Below are 3,306 nucleotides of genomic sequence, written 5' to 3'. Positions count from 1 at the left end.
CCGCCGGTTCTTGTCCGCGTTCGCGTTCGCGGCCTAGCGTCGGGTCGTCTTTCGATGCGGAGGTACGCATGAGTTCTGGGGACCTGAGCCGCCGCGCGCTGCTGCGCGCGAGTGGCGTGGCGGCGGCCGGGGCGGCGATGGGGATGCTGCCCGGCGTCGCGTTCGCCGACCAGCCGGGCGGCGCCGGCAGCCAGACCCGGACCGTCACCGGCACGCTGAAGCCGGACGTCCCGGACTGGTACTACCTGCCCGTCGACGTCCCGCGCGGGGTGCGGCAGATCGACGTCGTCTACTCCTACGACAAGCCCCCGGTCCCGGCCGGCACCCGCGGGAACGCCTGCGACATCGGGATGTTCGGGCCGGAGGGCCACGAACTGGGCAACGCCCGCGGCTTCCGCGGCTGGTCGGGCGGCTTCCGCGACCGCTTCTCGATCAGCGCGTCCGAGGCGACGCCGGGTTACCTCGCCGGCCCGATCAAGCCGGGCCGCTGGCACGTCATCCTCGGCCCGTACACCGTCGCGCCGCAGGGCTTGAACTACCAGGTGGACATCACGCTCACCTTCGGGCCGGACGCCGCGCCGTTCGTCCCGAAGCCCGCGCCGGAGACCGCGCCCGCCCGGGAGCGCGGCCGCGCCTGGTACCGCGGCGACGGCCACCTGCACACCGTCCACTCCGACGGCCGCCGCACGCCGGAGCAGCTGGTCGCCGACGCGCGCGCCGCCGGCCTCGACTTCATCGTCTCGACCGACCACAACACGTCCAGCTCGCAGCTGGTCTGGGGGCAGTACGCCACCGACGACCTGCTGATCCTCAACGGCGAAGAGGTGACGACGCGGTCCGGGCACTGGCCCGCCATCGGCCTGCCCGCGGGTACCTGGATCGACTGGCGCTACCGCGCGGCCGACCCCCAGGACTTCCGCCGGTTCACCGACCAGGTGCACCGCGCGGGCGGCCTGGTGACCGCGGCGCACCCGTTCGCCAACTGCTTCGGCTGCACCTACGAGTTCGCGTACGAGATCGCCGACCTGGTCGAGGTCTGGAACGGCCCGTGGACCCAGGACGACGAGGCCAGCGTCATCCACTGGGACGGCCTGCTGCGCGGCGGCCGGTTCATCCCGGCGATCGGGGACTCCGACGCGCACAACCCGGAGCAGCGGGTCGCGCTGCCGCACACGGTCGTGCTCGCCGACCGGCTGCGGCGCAAGGAGCTCCTGGCCGGGCTGAAGGCCGGGCGCTCGTGGCTGGCCGAGTCGGCCGCGGTCCAGCTGGACTTCACGGCGTCCGGCGGCGGCCGGACCGCGGGCATCGGCGACCGGCTCCCGCTCGGCACCGGGGAGCCGGTGACGGTGCGCGCGGTGGTCGGCGGCGTGCCGGGGACGACGGTGACGTTCCTGGACCAGCTCGGCCCGGAGCACACCGAGACCGTCGGCGACGCCGGCGCGGCCACGGTCACCTGGACGACCTACCCGCGGTACTCGCGGTGGGTGCGCGTCGAGGTCCGCCGTCCGTCCGGCGGTCCGAACACGACGGTGCCGAACGCGATGGTGGCGCTGTCGAACCCGATCTTCCTCGGCGCCTGAACCTCCAGCCGACGTGCCGCGTCCTGCTTTTGGCAGACTGGTGCGAACGGGTGAAGGCGAGGCAGGGTGCGCGGGTGTGGCCTGAAGGTGGCGATCTTCCTGGGGGCGGTCGTCGTGCTGACCGCGGGGATCGTCGTGGTGGTGGTGCTGACGCGCAGCCCGGTGCGGACGCCGGGCTGCACGGTGGCGCAGCCGGGGCAGAACGGCTACACGTTCACGCCGGAGCAGATGAACAACGCGGCGACGATCTCGGCCGTCGGCACGAAACTGGGCCTGCCCCCGCACGCGGCGACGGTCGCGCTGGCGACGGCGTTGCAGGAGTCGAAGCTGCGCAACCTCGAGGGCGGTGACCGCGACTCGGTCGGGCTGTTCCAGCAGCGGCCCAGCCAGGGCTGGGGCACGGTGGCGCAGCTGCGCGACCCCGTCTACGCGGCGACGGCGTTCTACGAGAAGCTCGAGAAGCTGCCCGGCTGGGAGACGCTGCCGATCACCGAGGCCGCCCAGGAGATCCAGCGCTCGGGGGTGCCGGACGCCTACGCCCAGTGGGAGTCGCAGGCCCGCGCGATGGCCGCGGCGTTCAACGGCCAGTTCCCGGCCACGCTGACCTGCCGCAACCTGACCCTCGCGGCCCCGGCCGACCTCGCCGCGACGGCCACGGCCGAGCTGGGCACGGCGAAGCTGAGCGGCGCCCACCCGGCCGCGCAGGGCTGGACGTACGCGAGCTGGCTGGTCGGCCGGGCGGAGGCGCTGGGCGTGGACAAGGTGAGCTTCGCCGGGCAAACGTGGACGGCGGAGTCCGGGGCCTGGACCCAGGACTCCGCCGCCGGCGCGGACCTCTCCCTGCACCAGGCCCCGGCACCCCAGCCCAGCGAGTAGCCGTCACTTTCGTAGGGAAAGTGATGCGGAGGGGCGCACTCCGGATCACTTTCGTAGGGAAAGTGCGGCCTGGGGGCGGACCGGGCGCGTGGCCTGGGCCCAGCGGACCGCCGGGCCCATCGCCCAGCCGGCGGCGAGGAAGAGCGCGCCCAGCAGCAGCCAGCCCGGCAGGCCCCAGCCGATCACCACGGTGGACAGCAGCACCGGCCCGATCGCGCGAGCCACCGACACTCCCGTGCCGAAGAAGCCCTGGTACTGGCCCTGCTGGTCGGCCGGCGCCAGCGCGAAGCCGATCTCCCACGAGCCCGCCGACTGCAGCATCTCGCCGGCCACCTGCACCAGCGCGCCCACGACCAGCACCGCGAACGCGATCCACGGCGACGTCCCCGACGCCGAAACCGCGAAGGCCACGCAAGAGGCGAGCAGCAGCACCCCGGACCGGCGGACCATCCGCGCCGCCGAGCCGGTGCTCGCCAGCCGCCCGGCCACCCGGACCTGCAGCAGCACCACCACGACGGTGTTGAGCACGAACAGCGCGGACACCGTCCAGCCCGGCGCGGCCGTGCGTTCGACGATCCACAGGGGAATCGCGACGCTCAGCAACGGCATGCGCAGCAACAGGATCGCGTTGAGCAGCGTCACCAGCGCGTACGGGCGGTCGCGCAGCACGGCCAGCTTCGGCTCGCCGGTGCGCGGCGCCGCCACCGGCACGGCGGGCAGTGCGAGCAGGAGCGCCGCGGTGACCGCGAAACTCGCGGCGTCGAGCACGAACACCGTGAGGTACGCCGACGCCGTGTCGGCCGACAGCGCGAGCCCGCCCAGCCCGGCGCCGACGGCGAGCCCGGCGTTG

At 74.0% G+C, this 3,306-nt stretch carries 3 protein-coding genes; 2 read left to right on the top strand and 1 reads right to left on the bottom strand.

Annotated features, from left to right (window positions below):
* Nucleotides 1-68 precede the first annotated feature (68 nt).
* Together G3I65_RS42435 and G3I65_RS42430 are read left to right on the top strand one after the other, a co-directional pair.
* Nucleotides 69-1,580 (top strand): CehA/McbA family metallohydrolase, encoded by a 1,512-nt coding sequence (locus G3I65_RS42435; protein WP_160701095.1) that lies wholly within the window; start codon nt 69-71, stop codon nt 1,578-1,580.
* 93 nt (nt 1,581-1,673) lie between these two features.
* Nucleotides 1,674-2,456: a hypothetical protein gene (locus G3I65_RS42430; RefSeq protein ID WP_160701096.1), complete on the top strand. Its 783-nt coding sequence runs from the start codon at nt 1,674-1,676 to the stop codon at nt 2,454-2,456.
* Nucleotides 2,457-2,501: 45 nt separating this feature from the next.
* Here the strand turns inward: G3I65_RS42430 and G3I65_RS42425 are convergent.
* Nucleotides 2,502-3,306 (bottom strand): MFS transporter (locus tag G3I65_RS42425; protein WP_160701094.1); only part of this gene is annotated, 805 nt, incomplete at its 5' end.

The organism is Amycolatopsis sp. SID8362, from assembly GCF_010550475.1.
Taxonomy (GTDB): domain Bacteria; phylum Actinomycetota; class Actinomycetes; order Mycobacteriales; family Pseudonocardiaceae; genus Amycolatopsis; species Amycolatopsis eburnea.
The sequence above is the reverse complement of the archived record's forward strand: the minus strand, read 5'-3'. Positions and strand labels throughout refer to the sequence as shown.

Coding starts and splice junctions, on each gene's coding strand:
- G3I65_RS42435 (WP_160701095.1), top strand. CDS start 69: ATGAGTTCTGGGGACCTGAGCCGCCGCGCGCTGCTGCGCGCGAGTGGC.